Genomic DNA, 22,185 nt, shown 5'->3' on the forward strand with positions numbered 1-22,185 from the left:
GAGATCACCATGCCTGCCAAGACATCGACCGACAACGACATCGCCGACGAAGACATCGTCCCACTCGAGTACGAGACCGCCAGTCAGGCCCAGCGCGTCGTCGCCGCCTATGCGACCGATGCAGACGAGTGCCGCATGTTGTTGTCGATGCTGGGTATAGACCCCGTAGCGAAGACCGACTGACAGGTTTTCGCAGGGCTGATTACCCAGGGATCAACAAGCGGATTGGACAGTTGTGGCTGACGCCTCGCAGGGTTCGGATTTCGTCGTCGTAGCCAACAGGTTGCCGGTCGATCTGGAGACACTTCCCGACGGCAGCACACGATGGAAGCGCAGCCCCGGCGGGCTGGTCACCGCGCTCGAGCCCATCCTGCGCGCCAACAAGGGTGCCTGGGTGGGATGGGTCGGCGTATCCGACGTCGACGTGGAGCCGTTCGTCGAGGACGACCTGCACCTGCGTCCGGTGCCGATCAGCGAGAAGGAATACACCCAGTACTACGAGGGCTTCTCCAACGCCACGCTGTGGCCGCTGTACCACGACGTCATCGTCAAGCCCGAGTACGACCGCGACTGGTGGAACGCCTACGTCGAAGTCAACCGCCGCTTCGCGGAGAAGACGTCCGAGGCAGCCGCGCAGGGTGCGACGGTGTGGATTCAGGACTATCAGCTCCAGCTCGTCCCGAAGATGCTGCGGATGCTGCGGCCCGATCTCACCATCGGCTTCTTTCTGCACATCCCGTTCCCGCCGATCGAGCTGTTCATGCAGATGCCGTGGCGCACCGAGATCGTCGAAGGACTGCTCGGAGCCGACCTGATCGGTTTCCATCTGTCCGGCGGCGCGCAGAACTTCCTCTACCTTGCCCGACGCCTCGCCGGGGGAACCACCTCACGCGGAACCGTCGGTGTGCGGTCCAAGCTCGGCGTCGTCCAGGTGGGGTTCCGGACCGTACGCGTCGGAGCGTTCCCGATCTCCATCGACTCCGGTGACCTCGACACCAAGTCGCGCACGAAAGCCGTCCGAGACCGCGCCAAGCAGTTGCGCAAAGACCTGGGCAATCCGAAACGGATCATGCTCGGCGTCGACCGACTGGATTACACCAAGGGAATCGACGTTAGGCTCAACGCATTTCGAGAGTTGCTCGAAGAAGGCCGAGTCGATCCGGCCGAGAACGTCATCGTGCAATTGGCGACGCCCAGCCGTGAACGCGTCGAGAGCTATGTCGCCATGCGCGGCGAGATCGAGCAGCAGGTGGGACGCATCAACGGCGAGTACGGCCAGGTGGGCCACCCGGTGGTCCACTACCTGCACCGTCCCATTCCCCGCGAGGACCTGCTCGCCTACTTCGTCGCTGCCGACGTCATGCTGGTCACTCCCCTGCGCGACGGCATGAACCTCGTCGCCAAGGAGTACGTGGCCTGCCGCAGCGACCTCGGTGGCGCGCTGGTCCTCAGCGAATTCACCGGTGCTGCTGCAGAATTGCGCCAGGCGTACCTGTGCAACCCTCATGATCTGGACAGCGTGAAGGACGCCATCACCGGAGCGCTCGAACAGGAACCCGAGGCAGGTAAGCGTCACATGCGAGCCATGCGCCGGCAGGTTCTCGCCCATGACGTCGACCGCTGGGCTCGCTCGTTCCTGTCCGCTCTGGCACAACCGGCCGAGGGCACCAACCTCGTCAGATAAATCGCTTTACCCCCACCGTCGACGGCTGTTAGTTTGCCGTCGACGGTTTAGTGCATGCGAGAAGTGAGGAGGTGGGCATCGTGGCCACCTGGACGAGAACACACCCGAGCCCTCACACCTCCTCCACGAAGGACTTCTCGCATGTCTTCTCTACTCGAATACGGACTCGACCAACACTGGCGTGACGAGTTCGAACAGCATTCTCACAGCGCAGTTCTCGCTCGCGTGGTTCGCGTCGACCGCGGTGAATTCGACGCCATCACCGAGCACGGAATCGCGCGCGGCACCGGCAGTGTCAGCGGTCGTTCCGCAGGCTCCACTCCTGGCGACCTCTGCACCGGGGATTGGCTGGCACTGGACGCGGAATCGTTCCGGCTGATCGACATCCTGCCCCGCCGGACGGCCATAGTTCGCGCCAGTGCCGGATCGACCTCGGCCGCACAGGTTCTCGGTGCCAACGTCGATACTGTCGTGGTCACCGTCGCGTCGGACACGGTTCTCGACCTCGGCCGCGTCGAGCGCTACCTCACGCTGGCGTGGGGCAGCGGCGGCGTACCCGTCGTCGCGATCACCAAGACCGACAGCGGACGCGTCACCGAAGAGTCGGTACTGGCCGCCGCGCCGGGTGTCACCGTCTGCAGCACCAGTGCGGTGTCGGCCGATGGAATCGACTCGCTGACAGCGCATCTGCACGGCACGGTCGCGCTGATCGGGCCGTCGGGATCGGGTAAATCGACTCTCGGCAACGCTCTGATCGGGAGCACCGCGTTCGCCACCGGCACCACTCGCGAGGCGGACGCCAAGGGCAGACACACGACGGTGCGTCGGGAATTGATTCCGGTACCACGACTGGGACTGACCCTGCTCGATACTCCCGGATTGAGATCGGTGGGTGTACAAGGATCGGAAGACGCAGTGGCGAGCGCCTTTTCGGATATCGACGAGCTGGCCGCACTGTGCCGTTTCGGCGACTGCGCGCACGCACACGAGCCCGGTTGCGCCGTTCTTGCCGCCGTCGAGACAGGCGAACTCTCCGAACGCCGGCTGGGTAACTACCGAAAGCTGTTGCGGGAGAACGCCTGGACAACGTCACGCCACGACGCGCGGGCGCGCAGCGAGAAGTTGAGGGAATACAAGCAGATGACCAAGTCGCTACGCCAGAAGTACGCAGCCGACGGTGGGCGGCGCTAGGTCAGCTCTCGTCGAACAGCGAGGGGCTCTCGGACTCCGCCTCTTCCAGCGGAGCCGAGCCCTCGCGCGGCGACGCCTTGCGCACCACTTCGACCGTCGTCGTCCGGACCGACAGCCGATGCCCGTCGTGATGCTCGAGCAACGCCAACCCTTGACGAATCTCGAGCACCTTCCACGGGCCTGCATGCCCGGACGCCTGAACCAGGTCGCCTGGTGCGATCTCGGAAGCCACTGTTGTTCTCCATTCACCGAGCAGGTATCGGGGGTCGAGCAAGTCTGTGACACACACCCTATCGGGCGCCGACCAGCCCGACGCCACTTGCTCGTCGAACAAGTTAGGAGTACTCATGTAATAGTTGTAGATGTACAAGCAAATATGCGGAGGTGCACGTGGCCGAGCTGACTCGACGACACCGATATCTCGTGCTCGGGATCTGCTGCCTCAGCCTGTTTCTCGTCAGCACCGACAACACGATCGTCAACGTAGCGCTGCCGTCGATGCGCGCAGATCTGAATGCATCGGTATCGGGTCTGCAATGGATCATCGATGCATACACGCTGGTCGTGGCATCTCTGCTGATGCTCGGTGGGTCGATGGCCGACAAGTACGGCCGCAAACGCTTCTTCCTGATCGGCACCGGAACGTTCGTGCTCGGCTCGCTGCTGTGCAGCGTCGCACCGTCGCTGGGCTGGCTCATCGCCTTCCGGATGCTGCAGGCCATCGGCGGCTCGATGATGAATCCCGTCGCGATGTCGATCATCACCAACACCTTCACCGACCCCAAAGAGCGCGCCGGCGCGATCGGCATGTGGGGTGCCGTCGTCGGAATCTCGATGTCCGCGGGACCGGCACTCGGCGGCGTGCTCGTCACCAGCGCCGGCTGGCAGTCCATCTTCTGGATCAACGTCCCCGTCGGGATCTTCGCTTTGGCGATGACACTGAAGTTCGTCCCGGAATCCAAGGCCGAGCACGCGAGGAAGTTCGATCCGGTAGGTCAGTTCCTCATCTTCGCGTTCCTCGCGTCCCTGGTCTTCACCATCATCGAAGGTCCCGCGAAGGGTTGGGGATCACCGCTGATCGTGTTCACGGGTGCCGTCGCGATCGGCTCTCTCGTCGGGCTGCTGGTGGTCGAATCGCGAATCGATGAACCGCTGATCCAGCTGAAGTTCTTCCGCAGTGCGCCGTTCAGTGGCGCTACGGTGATCGCCGTGTGTGCGTTCGCGTCCCTCGGCGGGTTCCTGTTCCTCAACACGCTGTACCTGCAGGACGTTCGCGGCTACTCACCTCTGCACGCTGGTCTCTACACTCTGCCGATGGCACTGATGACGCTGATTTTCGCGCCGATATCGGGACGCATCGTCGGCAGCCTCGGGGCTCGCATCCCCCTGCTCGTGGCAGGCCTCGGCTTCGTGATCTCGGCGCTGATGCTCACCAGAACGACGCCGACGACGTCCTTCGCCTGGCTGGCGACGGCATACGTGATCTTCGGAATCTCCTTCGGCATGGTCAACGCCCCGATCACCAACACCGCAGTGTCCGGGATGCCGCGCAGCCAAGCCGGCGTGGCCTCGGCCATCGCGTCGACCAGCAGGCAGGTGGGTCAGTCGCTCGGCGTGGCCGTCATGGGATCGATCGTCACCGCGAGCATCGTCGGAGAAATCTCCGACGGATTCACCGCAGCCGCCGTGCCCGCCTGGTTCGTCATCGCCGGTGCCGGCGTGGTTGTCACCGTGCTCGCGCTGGTCACCACCGGCCGATGGGCACGATCGACCGCCGAACGTATCGACCAGCCGGTGCTCGTATGACGAGCGAAGCAGCGCAGACTTGGCGCGAGATGCGAGCGCTGATGCTCGAGGTACACGACACTCGACGGGCCGTCGCCGAGGCCACCGGAATGAGCTTCCTGCGGGCGAAACTGCTGATCAAGCTGTTGAGCGGCGATCGGACGGTCACCGAACTCGCCGATCTGCTCGCCTCCGACGTGCCCTACGTATCTCTGAACGTGCGCGAACTCGAACAGCGAGACCTGGTGGTGCGTACCGAAGACCCCCACGATCGTCGACGACGCATCATCGGACTCACCGACACCGGACGCCGCCTCGCCGAGAAAGCCCGCGCGATCGCCGACGCCCCGCCGCCGGAATTCACGGCACTACCGCCGGAGGACCTGGCGCATCTGCGTCGAATACTGCGACTGCCCTGATGTGGTGGGGCGGCGGTTCGGCTTCTGCTTCGGCTTCGGCTTCAGCGGCGAATGTCTGCGAGCGGGGTTCCGATCTCGACGAGGGCGCGCACGGTGGCGGCCTCCATGCCGGGTGAACCACACACCAGGATCTGACTGTCGGGGAACGGCCCCTGCACGGCGACGACGTCGGCGATAGCACCCTCCCAGCAGTGCTCCGGCTCGAAAAATGATGTGCTGGAACCAATTTCCTCGTGAATACGATCGTTCCAGCGGTCCGAGGCCCACGGCTCGTGCAGCTGATCGACGACGGGAACGACGGTCAGCCACGGCAACTCGGCCGCCATCAACCACAGCATGTCGCTTGCATAGAGATCGCGCGGCGACTTGCCGCCGAAGAACAGCGTCACATTCGGCGGCCGCTCCCAGCGCGTGAGATCGAGCAGAATCGCGCGCAACGGAGCGAGACCGGTACCGCCCGCGATCATGACGACGTCACGCCCGGAATCGTCGACGTGCAGACCGCCCTGCGGATCACTGATCTGCCAGACATGACCGGGCCGGGTCTCGTTGACGATCGACCCGCTCACCCACCCCGCGGGTACCGCGCGCACATGGAATTCGAGCTTGCCGTCCAGCGACGGCGGCAGGGCGGGCGAATATCGCCGCGTCAGAGCAGTGTTCTGAGGAACTGTCACGGACACCGACTGCCCGGCCCTGAACGGGATCGCGTCGCCCTCGAGCCTGATCACCGCGAGGTCGTTCCGAAGGCGATGGTACTGAACGACTGTCGAATTCCACGCCTGCATGCGGACCAGGATAGGGGTCGATGCCGGGTGTCTCGCAAACGCGCGCGGGGTTCGCCGCTGCCTATGCCGCAAATGCGCGCGCGTTTGCTGAACGCGCGCGGAATGGTGACCGAATCACTGGCAAATCTGCGCCCACCTGACAAATGCGCGCGCGTTTGCGGGGAAGGCGCGCGGAAAAGTGACCGAATCACTGGCAAATCTGCGCGCACCTGACAAATGCGCGCGCGTTTGCGGGGAAGGCGGCGAATTCAGCGCTGGTGTTTCGGCTTCCAGACCACCAGGGCGTTGCGTTGGATCGGCACCAGGTCGCGGCGATAGCTCGCGTGCACGTTCGCTACCTCCTGCGCCAGTTCCGAGACCCGGGCCTGCAGGGCCTCGACCTGGTTGGTGAGCTCGATGATGCGCTTGATACCGGCGAGGTTGACGCCCTCGTCCTGCGAGAGTCGCTGCACCTCACGGAGCAGCGCAACGTCGCGCGGTGTGTAGCGTCGACCCCCGCCGGTGGTGCGGTGCGGGATGACCAGGCCCAGTCGGTCGTAGGTGCGCAGCGTCTGCGCATGCATACCGGCCAGCTGAGCCGCGACGGAGATCACGAAGATTTGCGCGTCGGGATCACCTTGTGTCCCACCGGCTTTCGCGGAACCGCCCTCGGGAGGGACCGACATCACACACCTGCCCACCCGGCCCGCGGGTCGAATCCGCTGGCCTTCTCGGCTTCCAGATAGGTCTTCAGAGCGTCGGTAGCAGCATCGTCGAGTTTCTGCGGGACGGCAACTTTGACGGTCACCATCAGGTCGCCTGCGCCGGACTTCTTCGGGATGCCGCGTCCACGCACCCGCAACACTCGGCCGTCGACGGTGCCCGGTGGCACCTTAACGCCCACGCGTCCTTCGAGGGTGGGCACCGACAGTGTGGTGCCGAGGACCAATTCGCCGTAGCTGACCGGCACGGTCACCGTGAGGTCGTCGCCGGTGCGGCCGAAAACCTTGTCGGGCTTGACTCGAACGGTGACGAACAGGTCGCCGGACGGTGCTCCACGAAGCCCGGCCTCGCCTTGGCCTGCGAGTCGTACTTTCTGGCCGTCGCTGATGCCTGCGGGTACTCGCACGGTGATGGTGCGGGTGCGGTTCTGCACTCCGGTGCCGCGGCAGTCGACGCACGGGTCGTCGATGATGGATCCGGTTCCGCGGCAGTCGTCGCAGGGCTCGCTGAAGCCGAACGCGCCTTGGTTTCGGTTGACGACACCTTGGCCGTTGCATTTGGGGCAGACCCGCGGGCTCGTTCCGGGCTTCGCACCGCTGCCGTGACACGTGGTGCACGAGGACGGACTGGTCAACCGCAACGGGACCGTCACACCCTGCGCTGCTTCACGGAATTGCAGCGACGTCTCGGTCTCGACATCGCTGCCGCGTCGGGGACGGTTGCTCTGCGGGCGCTGGGCTGCGCCGCGATTGAACAGGCCACCGAACAGATCGCCGATGCCGCCGTCGCCGCCACCGCCTTGACCGAAGATGTCGCCCACGTCGAAGGTCTGGCCGCCGCCGCCGAATCCGCCTGCGCCGGGCGAGAATCCGCCTCCGCCGCGGCTACCGAAGCCACCGGACGCGAACAGCCGCCTGGCCTCGTCATATTCCTTGCGTTTGGCCGGGTCGGCGAGAACAGCATGCGCCTCGCTGACCGCCTTGAACTTGTTCTCGGCCGCGGCGTTACCTGGATTGGCGTCGGGATGGTTGTCCCGCGCCAACTTTCGGTACGCCTTCTTGATCTCTTCTGCAGTAGCGCTGGAGGAAACGCCCAGCTCCTTGTAGAAGTCCTTCTCGATCCACTCCCGCTGGCTCACCGGGCGTTTCCTCCTCTCGCGCTATTTCTTTTTACTGCTCGTCGGACGCGGGTGCGTCCGATTCTTCTGTTGCCGTGCCCTCGGAAGCACTGTCGACCACACCGACCATCGCGGTACGCAGCACGCGCTCGCCGAGCTTGTAGCCCGGACGCATCAGCGTGCCGACGACCGGATTGCTGCCGTCGCCCTCATGGGAGACGGCCTCGTGGATGGCCGGGTCGAAGGCGTCGCCCTCGGCCCCGAAGGTGCTCAAACCGATGTTCGAGAACACCCCCGCCAACTTGTCCGCCACGGACTTGAGCGGTCCGGTTTCGAGATCGCCGTGCTGGCGAGCTCGCTCCAGATCGTCGAGGACGGGGAGCAGCTGGGACACGACGGACGCCTTCGCGTTCTCCGCTCCCGTCTGCTTCTCCCGATCCGTGCGGCGACGGTAGTTGGCGTACTCGGCCGACACGCGCTGCAGATCGGCAGTGAGTTCGGCGACCTGAGTGTCGCGCGGATCTTCTGTGTCCTCCGCCTCGACCACGATCTCGCCTGTCCCTTCGTCCACCGAGCCGGGCTGGGGCGCAGTACCGGTGCCCGCGAGGGGCTCCGGAACTGCGTCACCTTCCCGTACTTCACCGGTCTCGGGATCGATCTTCCGCTTGTCCACGAAAGTGACCGGTTCCTGCTCGGTGTTGTCCGACGTCACTTCTTGTCCGTGTCGTCGGCGGGCTCGTCGACAACCTCTGCGTCGACGACACCGTCGTCAGCGGCCTGCGCGCCACCCTCTGCGCCGCCCTGCTCCTTGGCCTGAGCCTCGTAGATGGCGGTGCCGAGAGCCTGCGACTCCGTCGAGAGCTTCTCCACGGCGGCCTTGACTGCCGAGATGTCGCTGCCCGCGAGAGCCGTCTTGGCGTCGGCGATAGCGGTTTCGACGCGTCCCTTGAGCTCGGCGTCGACCTTGTCCTCGTTGTCCTTCACGAACTTCTCCGTCTGGTGGACCAACGACTCTGCCTGGTTGCGGACCTCGGCCTCTTCGCGACGAGCCTTGTCCTCGTCTGCGTGAGCTTCCGCGTCGGCGACCATGCGGTCGATCTCTTCCTTGGACAAGCCGGAGCCGTCCTGGATCTTGATCGTGTTCTCCTTGCCGGTGCCCTTGTCCTTGGCCGTGACGTGCACGATGCCGTTGGCGTCGATGTCGAAGGTGACCTCGATCTGCGGGACGCCGCGAGGAGCCGGGGGCAGCTCGGTCAGCTCGAAGGAGCCGAGGAGCTTGTTGTGCGAGGCGATCTCGCGCTCACCCTGGAAGACCTGGATCTGCACCGACGGCTGATTGTCGTCAGCGGTGGTGAAGGTCTCGGAACGCTTCGTCGGGATGGTGGTGTTGCGCTCGATGAGCTTGGTCATCACGCCACCCTTGGTCTCGATGCCGAGGGACAGCGGCGTGACGTCGAGGAGCAGAACGTCCTTGACCTCACCCTTGAGCACACCGGCCTGGAGTGCAGCGCCGACGGCCACGACCTCGTCCGGGTTGACGCCCTTGTTGGGCTCGCGTCCACCGGAGAGTTCCTTGACCAGCTCGGACACTGCGGGCATACGCGTCGAACCACCGACGAGCACGACGTGGTCGATGTCCTTGACGGCGATGCCGGAGTCCTTGACCACTGCCTGGAACGGCGCACGGGTGCGGTCGAGCAGGTCGGAGGTGATCTTCTGGAACTCGGAGCGGCTGAGCTGCTCGTCGAGGAACAGCGGGTTCTTGTCGCCGTCGACCGTGATGTACGGGAGGTTGATCGACGTGCTCTGCCCGGAGGACAGTTCGATCTTCGCCTTCTCGGCGGCCTCACGCAGACGCTGCAGCGCCATCTTGTCCTTGGTCAGATCGATGCCGTTCTGAGCCTTGAACTTGTCGACGAGCCAGGTCACGATGCGCTCGTCCCAGTCGTCGCCACCGAGGTGGTTGTCGCCGGACGTCGCACGGACCTCGACGACGCCGTCGCCGATTTCCAGCAGCGAGACGTCGAACGTGCCGCCACCGAGGTCGAACACGAGAATGGTCTGCTCGCTGTCGCCCTTGTCCAGGCCGTATGCGAGAGCTGCCGCGGTGGGCTCGTTGACGATGCGCAGGACGTTGAGGCCGGCGATCTGGCCGGCTTCCTTCGTGGCCTGACGCTGTGCGTCCTCGAAGTAGGCGGGAACGGTGATGACCGCGTCGGTGATTTCCTCACCCAGGTAGGCCTCGGCGTCGCGCTTGAGCTTCTGCAGCGTGCGCGCGGAGATCTCCTGTGGGGTGTACTTCTTGTCGTCGATCTCCACGGTCCAGTCCGTGCCGACGTGGCGCTTCACGGAACGAATCGTGCGATCGACGTTGGTGACCGCCTGGTTCTTCGCGGGCTGGCCGACCAGCACTTCACCGTTCTTGGCGAAAGCGACGATCGACGGGGTGGTGCGTGATCCCTCGGAGTTGGCGACGACAACCGGTTCGCCGCCCTCGAGGACGGACACGACCGAGTTGGTGGTCCCGAGGTCGATACCGACCGCACGAGCCATAATGTTTCCTCCTGTTATTGCTGGGGTTCAGTCCCTGGGTGAGCGAACTCCGCTCAAGTTTGCACAACGCGTCTTGTTGCGTCAACTTCCAACTTGAGCCTCATCCACTCAAGGCTGCTGACCTGCACAACGGAGGGTGTGGCGAATTTGTTCCCGAGGGAGCGGCTGCGCCGCACGTGCATGGAAATTCGGTGTCTGCTACGAACTTCTACTCACATGGGGCGAAGCCCCTCCACAGCAGTACGCCGCGACGATCAGCAGGGATCGTCGCGGCGCAGCGGGGAGAAAGCGTGGAGAGAGGAACTACTCGGCAGGCTCCTCGACGGGTGCCGGGATGCAGCTGTAGCTGAGCAGGCCGGCGGTGATGTTGTTCATGAAATCGGCGTCGAGTGCGCTGGCGAAGGCTGCGGCACCAGCCGGCCGAGCGACCCATTCACGGTCGACGGAGGGCACGGTGTACGTCGCTGCCTCGCCTGCCTTGATGGTCGTCTCGGTGTTCTGACCCTGGACGCCCGGCAGCGCGCCGTAGTTGACGTTGACGTTCGACGCGTCGTCCGCGCCGATGTTGTCGACCTTGACCTGCAGTGCCACGACGCCGCCCTCGGGCGCGTCCTCGACATCGGTGTCGCAGACGGTGGACATGGTGACCACCAGGTCGGGGCTTTCGAGGACCGCGGAGCCGAGTGGCATCGCGGGCTCGGCCTCGGGCTCGGCGGAAGCGATGGGTGCGATGGCAACCGCACCGATGGCGGCGGCCAGAGCGGCCGTCGAGGCCAGGATCGATGTGCGGGCAAGACGTCGCATGAACAACTCCTGTAGCTGAGGGGGATGTGACCCATGAGTCTGATGTGACTGAAGGGGCAGTTGGTACCTGACTCACTATGGTCTATCCGAATCAGACATTCCACACCAGGCGGTCTCGATTCGATGACGTTCGCATATCGAAGGAAAACGGCGCCGGCGAATCACATCCGTGTAGTTCGGCGTAGGTTTCACCGGTCGGCGAGTGAGGTTTCACCGCTCGACGATCAGGGGAACCACAACCCTGCGGATCGGCCGCGCCCTACGTAGGGTTGAGAAAAAGCGAGGCTACGGAGGCACATGGATCCCGAAGTGCAGCACGAACCGAGCGAGATCACCTACGACGAGAAGTTCTACCCGGCTCGGCCGAAACCACTTCGACCTTCGGTGCGTCGCGCCAACCGCAGCAACAGCCCCACGCCCGACAGCGAGCCGGTTGCCTCCAATCCCGACTACGTGGATTGGCTCACCGAACAGTCGATGCTGCGGGACGCCAAGCTCATTGCCGAGCAACTCTCGGGCAAGGGCAGCATGTGGCAGAACCCGTACGCGGACCCCGACCCTCGCGCCGCCGTGGAGCGAGCTCCGGTGTGGTTCACCGCGTACCCCATCTCGGTGATCAACGCCCCACAGACGAGCTTCCTGAGCACTTTGGGCGACGAGAAACTGTGGCAGGCATTCTCCGAAATCGGTGTCACCGCAGTGCATACCGGCCCGGTGAAGGTCGCAGGCGGCATCCACGGCTGGCGACCGACCCCCTCGGTCGACGGGCACTTCGACCGCATCGGCATGCAGATCGACCCCGCGTTCGGATCCGAAGAGGAGTTCCGACGCCTCTGCGTGGTGGCGTCGGCGTACGACGGGATCGTCATCGACGACATCGTGCCCGGCCACACCGGCAAGGGTGCAGACTTCCGCCTCGCCGAGATGGCCGTGGCCGACTATCCCGGCATCTATCACATGGTCGAGATCGAACCGCAGGACTGGCATCTGCTGCCACGTGTGCGCGCCGGTGCCGATTCGCAGAACATCGACGCCGAGGCCGAGGCCAATCTCGCCCGCGCCGGCTACATCATCGGCCAGTTGCAACGAGTGATCTTCTACGAGCTCGGCGTGAAGGAAACCAACTGGAGCGCAACACCTCCCGTCGTCGGCATCGACGGCGTCGAACGTCGCTGGGTGTACCTGCACTACTTCAAGGCCGGTCAGCCGTCGATCAACTGGCTCGATCCCTCTTTCGCCGGCATGCGTTTGGTGATCGGCGACGCGTGCCACTCCATCGCCGATCTGGGTGCAGGCGCTCTGCGATTGGACGCCAACGGATTTCTCGGCGTCGAACGTCGAGCCGAGGGACCGGGCTGGTCCGAGGGCCACCCCTTGTCCGAGGCCGCGAACCACCTGATCGCCAGCGTGGTACGAAAGATGGGTGGGTTCACCTTCCAGGAATTGAACCTGACGATCGACGACATCAAGGCCATGGGCGAAAACGGTGCCGACCTCTCGTACGACTTCATCAACCGTCCGGCCTATCAGCATGCGCTCGTCATGGGCAACACCGAGTTCCTCAGGCTCACCATGACTCTGGCGCGCGATCACGGCGTCGACACGGCGTCTCTGGTGCACGCACTGCAGAATCACGACGAGATGACGTTCGAGCTCATCCACTTCGCCACCCTGCACGCCGAGGACGAGTTCACCTACGGCGGCGAGGCCGTCAAGGGCTGCGACCTGGGCGACCGCATCCGCGGCGAACTGACCGATCGCCTCACCGGGCGCTGGGCACCGTACAACCGAACCTTCACGACCAACGGAATCGCCTGCACCACAGCAAGTGTCATCACTGCATCCCTCGGTATTCGCGATCTCGATCGAATGGACGACCGCGACATCGAGACGGTCAAGCGAGCCCACTTGCTGCTCGCGATGTACAACGCGTTGCAGCCCGGCGTGTTCGCGCTGTCCGGCTGGGATCTGCTGGGCATCCTGCCCATCGACGCCGACGAGGTCGAGGATCTCATCCGCGAAGGTGACACTCGGTGGCTCAACCGCGGCGCACACGATCTGATGGGGTACTTCCCCGAGGCCGTCCGCTCGGAGTCCGGCATCCCCCGCGGGCGCAGCCTCTACGGCTCACTCCCCGAGCAACTGGCGGATCCCCAGTCGTTCGCTCGACAGTTGGCGCGAATCATCGAGCTGCGCAACAAGTTCGGCATCGCCACCGCACAGCAGATCGACATTCCGACGGTCTCGCACAAGGGACTGTTGGTGATGGTGCACGAACTCAGCCAGGGAACCATTCAGGCGACGGTGCTGAACTTCTCGTCCGAGGAGATCAGCGCGACCATTCAGTCCAAGCACCTGGTGCCCGGCACGTGCGCCATCGACGTGTTCGACGACAACGAGATCGCCACCGTGGACGAACTGAACAGCTTCCCGATGACCCTGCAGCCGTACGAGGGTGTGGCGGTGGTGCTGCGCTGACACCGCAGTCGACCATCACCGCCCGATAGACTCCTGCATCGTGGCCGAAGAACAGAACGACCCGACACCGCGGAGGCCCGTCCCGCCGCGTCCGCAACCCCCGCGGCCGGATGTTTCCGTCGAGCCTCTTCGGCCACGTCAGGAGCCAACCCGCTCGGTCCGGCCGAAGGTCGCGAGCGCTCTGTGGGTTCTGACGGCGGTGTTGGTGCTCGCATTGGCCGGCATCGTCGCACTGAATTGGGAGTCCGTGCTTTCCGGTGTCGAAACCGCAGTGTCACAGCAGGATTCGACGGCCAGTGCCGCCGATGTCCGCAACACCGCGTCGGCCACGTTACTGTCCAGCGGGGCCGCAGCGGCGGTCCTCGTGTTGCTCGGCTTCGTCGCACTGAATCTGTTGCGCAATGCAGCGATGTCGTCGAAGGTTCTGATGGGCGCGGTCGGAATCCTCACCATCGGAGCGGCAGTGACGTTCTCGACCTTCGTGTCCGACGCCTCCGCACTGCTCGGCGGCGTCCTTCAGTGGGGACCCTTCGTCGTGGCGGGCACCGCGGCCGCCGCGACGATCGTCGCTCTCCTGCCCCGGGCATCCTCAGGCCAGTGAGGCGAGTATCCCTTCGGCGCTGCGGGCAGCCAGGGCGCACGAGGTCGAGGTGAACCGATCCAGCAGTGGATGCTCGGACAGTGCTCGCCACTTGTGCACGGCTGCCAGGGCGGTATCGCGCTGCTGCGCGCGCCCGGCGTCGGGCGGCAGATCGAGGCGCTCGGTGGCGGCGATGCCGAAACCGCCGATGATGCGCTGCAGCTCGAGCAGTCCGCCGTCGGGGAGTTTCGGTATGGTGGAACGCAATCGGCCCAACAAACGTAGTTCGGCGAATCCGTGCACGTCGGCCAGCATCCGCCCGGCCTCGGTGCGCAGGGCGTGCGATTCCGGTCTGAACTCCAGGATTCGTTGCAGCGCAACCAGTGCCGAGTGCAACTTCAACTGATCGGCACGTTGACCGAACTGCACGTCGATCACCGAGCGAAGTTCGCTCAAGCCACTGCGCTCGACCAGATCGGCAGCCAGCGTGGGCGAATCGCGTACACCCAGCCGAATCAACGTCACTGCCATCCGAATACCGAACAACCCGAAACGGTCGACGATGCTTGCCCGCAGCGATGCATCGACCGGCAGCGAGCTCTCCGGTCGCACGAAGCGGTCGGCCGAGAGCATCGCCAACTGCAGGTCCTCGGTCGGCACGGTAGCCAGCGTCTCGAACGCCGCGAACTCGTTCTGCCGCAACGTTTCCGCACCGAGTGCCAGCAGCCCTGCGACCGGAACCACCGCCTGACACAGGCCGGTGGCCTCGAGTTCGGAGGCGAAACGCGCGGCGACCTCTTTGGCCGACATCATCGCGTCCATCCGGCCCGAGCCCACCTCGTCGGCCCGCGAGACGACGCCGATCACCCCGAGTGGGCCCGAGTCACCGCCCACATGCGCGCCGATCTGCCCGAGAAACGACACGTCCGTCGCATTGAGGGTGCGCAGCAGATAGACGACGGCGTCGGCACCCGAGGACGAGTTCTCGGGAGTGAGCATCGCCAACGTGCGCGCCGAGACGTCTCGCGACAGTGAGGAGGTACCGGGGGTGTCGATGATCGTCGTCTGCGCCAACGCGCTCGCCGGCCATTCGACATCGAGTCGGTCGACCTGCGCGGCCGTCAGGGACCCGAGGTCGAACGTCAATCGGCCTTCCCGTCGCTGGACCGGGACGTTCGCGGCTCGATCGCCGTCGTACCAGGCCGTGACGGCAGGAGTGACGCCGTTGCGGTACCACGTGACGACCTTGGTGCACTCGGTCGCGTCGGTAGGGGCAATGTCCTGCCCCACAAGAGAATTGAGCAGCGTGGACTTGCCGGCCTTCAGTGATCCCGCGAGAGCCACCCGCAGCGGCTCGTCCAGGCGATACAGGCATTCGTCGAGCATCCAGGACGCCTCGGCGTCGCCGGCGTACGTCGACCGCGCTGCCGAGATCAGATCGCGCGCTCGGGCCAGTGCCGTCACGCTCATACTGCGACGTCCTTCACCAGACGCGTTGCGCGAGCATTCAATTCCGAGACAAGTCGCATGTCGTTCTCCAGCTTCGCGATCCGGGCGGTGCGATCGGTGTTGTCGGCGGCAGCGGCTTCTTGCGCCGAGCGCAACGACTCGTTGAGCGAACGCAATGTCTGCTCGGCGATCGAGGTGAAGTGATCTCGCAGCACCCGCTGAATCTGACGCAGCCGATCCTTCGACTCCTTGCCCACCTGGAAGCTGACGTCGTCGGTGAAGCGGCGAATCGCCATCTTGGCCTCGGAACGACGCGCCTTGACGCGATTCTCCTTGTCTTCCTTGTACGCCTTGGTGCCGAGCAGTACGCCTGCTCCGATCGAGATCGGATTGAGCAGACTCAGCCCGACGAACGTGGTGATCAGACCGAACATCAGTACGCCGCCGTAGGATCCACGCATTCCGACGAGCACTTTCTGCGTGATACCCACCCGACCCGACTCCAGATCGGCCAGTGACGTCACGGGCTCGAGCACATTGTCGAGATCGCCGAGATCGAGATCGGGCAGGGCCGCCGCGCCGGACGACGCGAAGTGCTCGGCCACCAACTCCGACAACCACAGAGCCCGCTCGTGCGCCCACACGAAATTGTCGCCCACCGACGCAGCGATCTGCTCTTCGAGCCATTCGCCCAGTTGCGGCCAGTCCTTCCCCGGATCCCCCTCGTCGACGGTTTCCTCGGCCTCCCGGGTGACGCGTCGCAGTCGGTCGCGCAGGTCGTGATCGATGTCCGACGCGAGATCGGCGATTCCGTCACCGAGCGTCTGTTGCCACTGCGAGGACCTCTTGTGCAGTTCCTCGGCGGCGGACTTGGCCCGCTGGAGTCCGGCGACTGCGGCGGCCGCGCGCTCCGGATCCTTCAGCGCCGCAAGCTCACTGCCGAACGACAGTGTCAGGTGCTCGGTCACCGAGCGGACATCGAGGGATACCGATGCGCGAGCCAGCACGTCGGCTCGTGCCACCACGTCGTCGCGCAGAAATGCGTACAGCTGCTGGAAGCCGGATTCGGCATTGAGTTCCTCGTCGTTCAAACGCACTGCGTGCGATCGCAACAACGACGACACCGGCAGCATCTGCACGGTGATGCCTGCACGGTCCAGATGTCCACGGTTGGCCTCGACGATCTGCCGCCAATGGGGATACAGATCGATCTTGGTGATCAGCACCGCCACAGCCGGGCACAGACCCTGCACCTGCCGCAGGAACGCCAATTCCGGCTCGGTGAATTCACGGGAGGCATCGGACACGACGAGCACGGCATCGGCCGACGGAATCAGACCCAATGTCCCTGCCGCATGCGGGTTTCCGTGGCCACCGACTCCCGGCGTGTCGACCAGCACCAGGCCGTCGGCGAGCAGTGGGCTCGGTACCGCAATGTCCAGCCGCAGCACCTCCCGGCCCTGAGCCCGGGGACTCGCCGGAGTCACCGTGGTGATCTCTTCGAGCGGTACGTCCACGCGAATCGGTTCGTCACCGGGATTCGCGAGCACGAGCTGCGCGGAGAAGCTGTCCGCGTTGGACACCACCGTCGGAATCGCGGTTGTCTCGTCGTCGCCCACCGAGCACACCGTCAAATTCAGCAGCGAATTCACGAACTGGCTCTTGCCCTGTTTGAGGGGTCCGACCACGATGATGCGACGACGAGGGTCGAGCACACGCGACTTCGCTGCCTCGACTCGATCGACCAGATCGGATCGTCCCGCCGATGTCGCTACCTCCGCGGTGCGATCGAGCAGCTCGGCCAGTTCCGTAGATTGCCCGTCCATACCTGTGTCTCCACAACCCATCTCGTCGACTCCCGCGAACCCAACTCGTCCCGCAGGCCGCACCCGCACGAATGGTCATTCCGCAGGCTCCACCCGCACGAATGGTCATTCCGCAGGCTCCACTCCAGCAACTCTAGCGACGACTCGGCCCCGAGTGTCGTTGAACACTCGGGGCCGACTCGTCACTTCGTCACCTGATCACAGGCAACGCGATCAGGGGTTCAGCGGGTCGATGTCGTGGTCGACGGTCAGCGAGTGGCCCAGCGAATCTGCTGCCGAATCGACCGATCCGTGCAGGTTGCTGCCGGTCTCGCCGAACAGGTCCGTGCTGCTCTCGCTCTGTCCGAAGACGTCGGAGTCGACGCTCGACCAGCCCGTGCCCGATGCGTTCGCGCTGGAATCGAAGGAGCTCGCGGACTCGAAAGATCCCTCGGCTCCGGACTGCACTGCACCGGTGACCTGGCCACCGAGCTGCGCGGCGGAGTCAAACCCGCCGGCCACGGAACCCGCAGCGTCCGCACCAGCATCCAAACCCCCGCTCACCGTGGAGGCCAGTCCGCCGCCGATCGAGCCGCCGGCATCCAGTCCGCCGCCGATGTTCGACGCGATCTCGCCGCCCACCGAGGTTCCCGCGTCGACGACGCCGCCCACGGTGCCCTCGAGTCCTCCGGTGACGTTTCCGGCCAGGTCACCCGCGGCGGAACCGGCGAGGTCACCTGCCGATTCGAGTCCTGCACCGACCTGCGTACCGGCGTCGATTCCGCCGTTCACAGCGCCGGTCAGAGTGCCTTCCAGACCCGCACCGACCTGCGTACCGGCGTCGATTCCGCCGTTCACAGCGCCGGTGAGGGTGCCTTCCAGTCCTGCGCCGGCCTGCGCTGCCGCGTCGATACCGGTCGAGACACCGCCTTCGACTCCACCTGCAACACCGCCTGCGATTCCGCCGCCGAGGCTGCCGAGCCCGGCCAGTCCGCCGGTCAGGCTGGTGCCCGCGTCGACGAGCCCGTTCAGTCCACCGGCCACGTCGCCGCCGACGTTGCCGACCGCCGCGAGGCCGCCGGTCACATCTGCTCCTGCGCTGCCGACGGCCGCGAGGCCACCGGTGATGCCTGCGCCGACGCTGCCGACTCCGGCGAGGCCACCCGTCAGGCCGCCGCCGAGGCCACCGAGTCCGGCCAGGCCGCCGGTGAGGTCTCCGCCGACGTTGCCGAGTCCGGCGAGGCCGCCGGTCAAGCCGCCGCCGAGGCCACCGAGTCCGGAGAGGGTGCCTTCCACGGTGCCGGTGAGATCGGCACCTGCGGACACGGCCGTGTCGACCGCACCGGCCAGCTGAGCACTGAGATCTGCACTCGCGCCGAGTGCTGCTCCGAGGTCGAGTGTGGCTCCGGCGTCGACGATTGCTTCGACGGCCGTGCCGAGCTGTGCGCCTGCAGCGCCGCCCACACCGAACGCGGTTCCGAGAATTCCTTCGAGGCTGCCCGTGACTCCGCCGGTCAGCGCGCCGGTGATTCCGCCGGTCAGCTCACCCGTCAGCTCACCCGCCAGTTCGCCGGTGATGCTGCCACCGATGCCCAGCCCGGCACCGAGGGTTCCCTCGATCGCGGTGTCGATGGCCGTGGCCAGGTTTCCGACGACTCCGGCGTCGAGATCGAGGACGCCGCCCAGGGCGCCGCTGACGACCGTGCCGATGTTGCCTCCGGCTGCGAGGAGTGCGTCGACGTCGATGTCAGCGAGGGCACCCGCGTCGAGTACTGCACCGAGTGCGGTTCCGATGGATCCTGCGATGGCGCCGTCGACGGCGAAGAGTCCGCCGAGGCTGCCACCGATGCCACCGGCGATGTCGCCGACGAGCGCGGCTCCGGCTTCGGCGGATCCGCTGAGGGCTGCTGCGATGTCTGCGGTGAGGTCCGCGCCGACCGTTCCGAGCCCGGCGAGAGCGCCGCCGATGCCTGCGGTCAGCGCAGTCCCGAGGCCGCCGACGATGTCCAGGCCGGCTCCGGCGTCGAGCACGGATTCGAAGACGCCACCGACGGCAGCGCCCAGTTCGGCTCCGACGGTTCCGCCGACTGCGAAGAGGGCACCGAGTGCGCCGGACAGTCCGCCCTGGATGTCGGCCAGCGCGGCGAGGTCGACTGCGCCGGTGGCGCCGATCGCGGCGTCGAGGGCTGCCTGCAGCTGCGCTGCCAGGTCGGCGCTGATCTCGCCGCCGATGCCTGCGCCTGCTCCGATGAGTCCGGTGAGCGCAGCGCCGAGTCCGACCGTGCCGCCGAGAAGGCCGTCGAGGTCCAGATCGATTCCGCCACCGAGTCCGCCGCCGATGCCCGCACCGGCACCGATGAGTGCGTCGAGAGCACCACCGAATGCGGTGCCGAGTTCGAGGCCGATCTGGCCACCGACGGCCAGAGCTGCAGCGAGAGCTGCCTGGAGCGACGCTTCGATCTCGCCCGCCACGTCGATTCCACCGGTCAGCGCGCCACCTGCGGCGAGCCCGCCGCCGGCTACCGCTCCTGCGGCAATGCCGAGTCCGGCCGACAATCCGCCGCCGAGGCTCGCGCCTCCGGCGAGTGCGCCGTCGAGGCCTGCAGATCCGCCTGCACCCAGGATGGCGGAGAGCTGGCTGCCCGCACCGGCGAACAGTCCCGACTCGGCGACCAACGGGGCCACCGCGACGATGTCCGCGTGGGTGACGCCGCCGAGGCCGGCAGCGGCCAACGTCGTCTCGGGGTTGGCGCAGTAGGCAGCAGCGGCGTTGTCGTCGCGCAGCAGGCCGAGAATGAAATCGAGTACGGCGTTGGTAGCCATGTGAGTCTCCTTGACGAGTGATGCTTCGTGGTTGATCACAAAGCTATGGTCCGCAGAGCCCCCGCCCAACGGGGACGATCCCCCTACTCCCCCGGGGGTCGCCAGGGGACTTGCATTAGGGGATCTGAGCGCTTTAGGGGATTTACCTCGTTGCACGCTCTAACCTGCTGTGAGACGTAACGAATCGGGGCACCGAGCCGACAGTGCGGGTAACGGCGGTGGGAACCAGGGCAGTGCGACAAGAAGGTGGCGGCAGATGAACGCAGGGCTCGGCATACGGATCGGAACTGTGACGGCTGTTGCCGCCCTGGATACCGACCCGGTGACCTCGGTGGTCAAGCGTTCGGCCCTCGATCTTCGTCCCGGTGCGGCCCCCAGTCTCGCCGACCTGTGGGACCGCTCGACGCGCCATCTCATCAGTGGATTCGCCGATCGCGTCGGTGACCCCGTCGAACTGATCGACGACGACGGCCGCAGTCACCGCGCCGAAGACCTGTACGCCACCGCCACTCGTGCCCTAGTCGCCGACGTCTCCGCCGGTGTCGACTCCTCCCCCTCCGTGGTGGTCACCCACCCCACACGCTGGACCGCCTACACCGTCGAGGTGCTCGGCGACGCGCTCGATCGCGCAGGCCTGACCGACGTCACGCTCGTTCCCGAGTCGGTCGCCACGATGCGCTGGCTCGAAGTCACCCGTGGAACCCAGTCCGACGGTCTCGCGGTCGTCTACGACCTCGGCGCGACGGCTCTCGACGTCACGTTGATGCGGACCGGGTCCGACGCAGGCGTCGTCGGAACCGGCGTTCATTCGCAGGAGTTCGGTGGCGCTCAGTTCGACCACGAGATCATGCAGTACGTACTCGACACCGTCTCGGGCAGTCAGTCGTTCGAGTTCGATCCCTTCGATCCCGACACCGTCGGTGCATTGGTCGAACTGCGCGCCCGCTGCGGCGAGGCCAAGGAACAGCTGTCCTACGACACCTCCACGTCGCTCACCGTGGACCTACCGGGGCTGCACACCGAGGTACGACTGGTCCGCTCGGAGATCGAAGACCTCGTTCGCGCATCGCTGCTGGCCTCCATCGGAGTCGTGCGTGACGCAGTCGCGGCCGCAGGCCTCGAGGTCACCGACATCGATCAGGTGGTGCTGACCGGCGGCAGCTCGGCCATCCCGCTCGTCGCCGAGCTCGTCTCGAGCGAACTGCGAGTACCGGTCGTGGCCGGGCCGCGCCCCGAACTGACCGTCGCCATCGGAGCCGCGATCCTCGGCAGCGACATCGCCGACGCCACCGCCGCGGACGACGCAGCAGCATTGGCTGCGGTTCCCGCCGCGACCGCCGTTGCCGCGCCGATGCCCCGTCCTACCCCGCGTCCCGCCCCGACCCCGACTGCAGTGGCGTCGGAATCGGGAATGTCCGGACGGAAGAAGGCAGGCCTGGTCGCCGGATCCGTCGTCGTGCTTGCCCTTCTCGCGGGCGGCGGACTGTCGGTCGGAACGGCCCTCACCTCGGACAACACCACTCCGGCCGAATCCAACGCCGAGATCTCGAGCACCGAGACTCCCGGCAGCACGGCCGCGGTGGCAGAAGTCGGGTCCACGACCGGGCCGACCGGTTCTGCAGCAGTCGGCTCCACGGGTGCACCCACCACGGTGGTCAACGCCGACGGCAGTGTCACCCAGATCGATCCGGCCACCGGGGCTCCTGTTGCCGGGGCACCCGTCGCCGGAGCGTCGGCCGCGGTCCCCGGCCAGAACGGGGCCGCCACCGTGCCGACCATCCCGTCGATCGCCGCACCGACGGTGCCCAACTACCAGCCTCCGGCCGTGCAGGTCCCGCAGGCACCGCAGTTCACGCCACAACCGCTACCGACGTACCAGGGCCCGACCCTCGGCGACGTCGGGCAGGGCGTCGGGCAGGGCCTCGGCGGTGTCGTCGGAGGTGTGGGTCAGGGCTTGGGTGACGGACTCGGTGGGGTCGTCGGCGGCTTGACGGGTCAGTAGGCCGC

At 65.9% G+C, this 22,185-nt stretch carries 18 protein-coding genes; 8 read left to right on the forward strand and 10 right to left on the reverse strand.

Annotated features, from left to right (window positions below; all coding sequences use genetic code 11):
* The first annotated feature begins 9 nt into the window (after positions 1-9).
* The 3 genes from CH268_RS27810 (at position 10) to rsgA (ending at position 2,875) form a co-directional block, all read left to right on the forward strand.
* Positions 10-183 (forward strand): hypothetical protein, encoded by a 174-nt coding sequence (locus CH268_RS27810; protein ID WP_008710019.1) that lies wholly within the window; start codon positions 10-12, stop codon positions 181-183.
* Between the two features lie 52 nt (positions 184-235).
* Positions 236-1,684 (forward strand): alpha,alpha-trehalose-phosphate synthase (UDP-forming), encoded by a 1,449-nt coding sequence (locus CH268_RS08390; RefSeq protein ID WP_027495664.1) that lies wholly within the window; start codon positions 236-238, stop codon positions 1,682-1,684.
* Between the two features lie 141 nt (positions 1,685-1,825).
* Entirely contained in the window at positions 1,826-2,875 is a 1,050-nt protein-coding gene (rsgA, locus tag CH268_RS08395; RefSeq protein WP_094663296.1) for a ribosome small subunit-dependent GTPase A, read from the forward strand.
* Position 2,876: 1 nt separating this feature from the next.
* Here rsgA and CH268_RS08400 read toward each other — a convergent pair whose 3' ends face one another.
* Positions 2,877-3,107: a hypothetical protein gene (locus CH268_RS08400; RefSeq protein ID WP_027495662.1), complete on the reverse strand. Its 231-nt coding sequence runs from the start codon at positions 3,105-3,107 to the stop codon at positions 2,877-2,879.
* 158 nt (positions 3,108-3,265) lie between these two features.
* Here CH268_RS08400 and CH268_RS08405 point away from each other — a divergent pair, with 158 nt between their 5' ends.
* Positions 3,266-4,681 carry an MFS transporter gene (locus tag CH268_RS08405; protein WP_094663788.1) on the forward strand — a complete coding sequence of 472 codons (1,416 nt, stop codon included), beginning with the start codon at positions 3,266-3,268 and terminating at the stop codon, positions 4,679-4,681.
* Positions 4,678-5,079, forward strand: a complete 402-nt coding sequence (locus tag CH268_RS08410) for a MarR family winged helix-turn-helix transcriptional regulator (RefSeq protein WP_176457877.1) — start codon at positions 4,678-4,680, stop codon at positions 5,077-5,079. The genes CH268_RS08405 and CH268_RS08410 overlap by 4 nt, the downstream gene beginning before the upstream one ends.
* A gap of 41 nt (positions 5,080-5,120) precedes the next feature.
* Here the strand turns inward: CH268_RS08410 and CH268_RS08415 are convergent, their stop codons facing one another.
* The 6 genes from CH268_RS08415 to CH268_RS08440 all read right to left on the reverse strand — a co-directional run bounded on the left by CH268_RS08415 (position 5,121) and on the right by CH268_RS08440 (position 11,043).
* Positions 5,121-5,867 (reverse strand): FAD-binding oxidoreductase, encoded by a 747-nt coding sequence (locus tag CH268_RS08415; protein WP_094663300.1) that lies wholly within the window; start codon positions 5,865-5,867, stop codon positions 5,121-5,123.
* 248 nt (positions 5,868-6,115) lie between these two features.
* The gene (locus tag CH268_RS08420) at positions 6,116-6,532 is read right to left on the reverse strand and encodes a heat shock protein transcriptional repressor HspR (protein ID WP_094663302.1); all 417 of its coding nucleotides are present in this window, start codon (positions 6,530-6,532) and stop codon (positions 6,116-6,118) included.
* Positions 6,532-7,707: a molecular chaperone DnaJ gene (gene dnaJ, locus CH268_RS08425; RefSeq protein ID WP_027495657.1), complete on the reverse strand. Its 1,176-nt coding sequence runs from the start codon at positions 7,705-7,707 to the stop codon at positions 6,532-6,534. The genes CH268_RS08420 and dnaJ overlap by 1 nt, the downstream gene beginning before the upstream one ends.
* Before the next feature lie 31 nt (positions 7,708-7,738).
* Positions 7,739-8,398: a nucleotide exchange factor GrpE gene (gene grpE / locus CH268_RS08430; RefSeq protein WP_094663304.1), complete on the reverse strand. Its 660-nt coding sequence runs from the start codon at positions 8,396-8,398 to the stop codon at positions 7,739-7,741.
* Complete coding sequence (gene dnaK, locus CH268_RS08435) at positions 8,395-10,239, reverse strand: molecular chaperone DnaK (RefSeq protein ID WP_094663306.1); 1,845 nt, start codon at positions 10,237-10,239, stop codon at positions 8,395-8,397. The genes grpE and dnaK overlap by 4 nt, the downstream gene beginning before the upstream one ends.
* A gap of 303 nt (positions 10,240-10,542) precedes the next feature.
* A complete protein-coding gene (locus tag CH268_RS08440; RefSeq protein ID WP_094663308.1) occupies positions 10,543-11,043 on the reverse strand; it encodes a Pro-kumamolisin, activation domain family protein in 501 nt (166 codons plus the stop codon).
* A 297-nt stretch (positions 11,044-11,340) separates the two neighbouring features.
* Between CH268_RS08440 and treS the strand changes: the two genes are divergently transcribed.
* Positions 11,341-13,521, forward strand: coding sequence for a maltose alpha-D-glucosyltransferase (gene treS / locus CH268_RS08445; RefSeq protein WP_094663310.1), 2,181 nt, complete (start codon positions 11,341-11,343; stop codon positions 13,519-13,521).
* Positions 13,522-13,561: 40 nt separating this feature from the next.
* Entirely contained in the window at positions 13,562-14,122 is a 561-nt protein-coding gene (locus tag CH268_RS08450; protein WP_141215100.1) for a hypothetical protein, read from the forward strand.
* Here CH268_RS08450 and CH268_RS08455 read toward each other — a convergent pair.
* The 3 genes from CH268_RS08455 to CH268_RS08465 all read right to left on the reverse strand — a co-directional run bounded on the left by CH268_RS08455 (position 14,111) and on the right by CH268_RS08465 (position 20,178).
* Positions 14,111-15,571 carry a dynamin family protein gene (locus CH268_RS08455; RefSeq protein WP_094663314.1) on the reverse strand — a complete coding sequence of 487 codons (1,461 nt, stop codon included), beginning with the start codon at positions 15,569-15,571 and terminating at the stop codon, positions 14,111-14,113. The genes CH268_RS08450 and CH268_RS08455 overlap by 12 nt on opposite strands.
* Positions 15,568-17,376, reverse strand: coding sequence for a dynamin family protein (locus tag CH268_RS08460; RefSeq protein ID WP_255182323.1), 1,809 nt, complete (start codon positions 17,374-17,376; stop codon positions 15,568-15,570). Before CH268_RS08460 ends, CH268_RS08455 begins: the two co-directional genes overlap by 4 nt.
* Before the next feature lie 213 nt (positions 17,377-17,589).
* Positions 17,590-20,178 (reverse strand): IniB N-terminal domain-containing protein, encoded by a 2,589-nt coding sequence (locus CH268_RS08465; protein WP_094663790.1) that lies wholly within the window; start codon positions 20,176-20,178, stop codon positions 17,590-17,592.
* Between the two features lie 256 nt (positions 20,179-20,434).
* Here CH268_RS08465 and CH268_RS08470 point away from each other — a divergent pair, with 256 nt between their 5' ends.
* Positions 20,435-22,180 (forward strand): Hsp70 family protein, encoded by a 1,746-nt coding sequence (locus CH268_RS08470; protein ID WP_094663318.1) that lies wholly within the window; start codon positions 20,435-20,437, stop codon positions 22,178-22,180.
* Positions 22,181-22,185: the final 5 nt, after the last annotated feature.

The organism is Rhodococcus sp. 06-1460-1B (assembly GCF_002258475.1).
Lineage (GTDB): Bacteria > Actinomycetota > Actinomycetes > Mycobacteriales > Mycobacteriaceae > Rhodococcoides > Rhodococcoides fascians.